The organism is Acidocella aquatica (genome assembly GCF_030160635.1).
GTDB lineage: Bacteria > Pseudomonadota > Alphaproteobacteria > Acetobacterales > Acetobacteraceae > Acidocella > Acidocella aquatica.
Window position 1 is genome coordinate 1 of the sequence record NZ_BSOS01000122.1, and the last position, 2,106, is coordinate 2,106.

2 protein-coding genes are annotated in these 2,106 nt (G+C 57.7%); both read right to left on the reverse strand.

The window, feature by feature from the left end:
- Positions 1-45 precede the first annotated feature (45 nt).
- Positions 46-1,044 (reverse strand): site-specific integrase, encoded by a 999-nt coding sequence (locus QQJ84_RS19235; protein WP_284259944.1) that lies wholly within the window; start codon positions 1,042-1,044, stop codon positions 46-48.
- Positions 1,041-1,973 (reverse strand): tyrosine-type recombinase/integrase, encoded by a 933-nt coding sequence (locus QQJ84_RS19240; protein WP_284259945.1) that lies wholly within the window; start codon positions 1,971-1,973, stop codon positions 1,041-1,043. The genes QQJ84_RS19235 and QQJ84_RS19240 overlap by 4 nt, the downstream gene beginning before the upstream one ends.
- Positions 1,974-2,106: the final 133 nt, after the last annotated feature.

The following is a 2,106-nucleotide window of genomic DNA, read 5'->3' on the forward strand; positions in this document are numbered from 1 at the left end:
TCTTTGGGATTCGTTGCAATGCCCTCGGCATAGTCCGCGTCCCTCTCAAAGTGTCTTGAGGAAGGCGAGCAGCGCGTCCGGTGGCTTGTACACGCCTGGGCTGCCTGCGTGGGCCGTGGTCTTGGCTAGCATTTTCTCTTTCATGGCGAGATCTGCTTCCAAATAGACTTGTGTGGTCTCCACGGATTCGTGACCCAGCCACAGGGCGATCACCGCTGTGTCGACGCCGGCTTGTAGAAGCTCCATAGCTGCGGAGTGCCTCAAAACATGAGGCGTTACTTTCTTGTTCATCAACGACGGGCAGTGCTTGCGTGCCACCTTGGTATGCTGCGCGAGAAGATATTGGACGCCATCATTACTCATTCTCTTCCCCTGGCGATTGGGGAACACGATTTGTTCGTCGCCACGCCCTTGCTCTTTCAACCACGCTTGCAAAACAGCCGCCGTCTGCTTCGTTAACGGCGTGCAGCGTTCCTTTCGCCCTTTACCGAGTACACAGACGTGAGCGCCGGCGCCGCATTGAACGTCCCGCTGGGTTAAGCCCGTAAGTTCGGACACGCGCAGCCCTGTCTGAACCGCAAGCAGCAACCAGGCATGATCGCGGCGACCAGACCACGTGGTTTGATCAGGTGCTGCAAGCAGGGCATCGACCTCCGGCCGCGTCAGATAGTTAATTTGGCGGTGGTCGCAGCGTTTGCAGGGAATAGCCAAGATCCGTTGGATTGGCTCCGAGTGAGCCGGCAATTCGAATGCTGCGAAGCGAAAGAATGAACGAATGGCTGTCAATCGAAGATTCCGGCTGCGGGCGCTGATGCCCCGCCGGCTCTGGAGATCGTCCAAGAAGGAGCTGACCAAAGGCGCGTCGATTTGTTCGATTGTGAGTTGCGATGGCTCCTTGCCAAGGCTGGTTTTGGCAAACAACAAGAGGAGGTGGAATGTGTCTCGGTAGGATCTGATGGTGTGGGGGCTGGCAGACCGCTGCTGAATCAGACGTTGAGTAAAATAGCGCGTCAGCAAGGCGGCGAAGTTGGCGTTGGGTGTCATAGCGTTACCTCCCAACGGCGCTCCAGCCTATCCTTGGCCGCAGCCAAAAGCTGAGGAAAGCCGGAGAGATACCAGTAGGTATCGCGAACCTCGACGTGGCCGAGATAGGCAGAGAGGACTGGCAGCAGCCGCTCGATGTCCTGACCGTTGTCGTACCACCGCATAAGGGTCTGCATGGCAAATCGGTGTCTCAGATCATGAATGCGGGGACGCCTTTTGCCTTTCTTGCCGACCAAACCAAGCCTATCCGCCAATCGCCGGAACATTCCTTCGACGGCATCACAAAGCACCTTCGTCCCACGCCTGTTGACGAACCAGTGTGGAATCTGCCGGCCTGCCAGGAAGCGGCCCCGTCTCTCCCGGTAATCGACCAGGGCCGTCACAGTGGAAAAGTGTAGCGGAACCATTCTGGACTTCCCGAACTTAGAGGAACGTATGGTCAGAATGCCGTCGACCAAATCGACATCGTCCAGCATAAGATTGAGTGCCTCGGAAATACGCAGCCCAGTGACACTGAGCAGGCCGAGCAAGCAGTGATAAGTATGGTTCGCCAAGCCGTCCTTGGCTGGGCGAGCCAAGGCGGCAAGCAGCAGGGCTTCAATGTCCTTGTCTGAGAAGAAATACGGTGCTTGCCGTTGATATTCAAATGGCAGGAGGCCAACGGGCGGTATCTCGTTGCGCGGGTCGATCGCTGAGCAGTAACGTGCGAAGCCGCGAACAAAACCTAACCGTCTCGCCCATTGGGCGGGCTGCACAGAAGTCGGGATTTGCGCCCAAGCAAGCGCAATTTCGGTCGAGATGTAATCGGCTCGCGCCTCCTCCAGAAAGGCAACGAACGACAGCAGCGCGGTGCCGTCACTGACCAGTTTGAATCCCAAGGCGCGGCGCATGGCCAGGTAATCGCGCAGCGCATCCCGCATGGCGCTCATGCCACACCTCCCGGCCAACGCAGGGCAAGTGGGCGGAGCGCATCAAAGTCGACCTTGGCGTAAATGCCCGTTGTCTTGGGATGCTGATGCCGAAGAATACTTCCAATCTCAGTCAAGGTTGCGCCGTGCCGGA

Coding starts and splice junctions, on each gene's coding strand:
- QQJ84_RS19235 (WP_284259944.1), bottom strand. CDS start 1,044: ATGACACCCAACGCCAACTTCGCCGCCTTGCTGACGCGCTATTTTACT.
- QQJ84_RS19240 (WP_284259945.1), bottom strand. CDS start 1,973: ATGAGCGCCATGCGGGATGCGCTGCGCGATTACCTGGCCATGCGCCGC.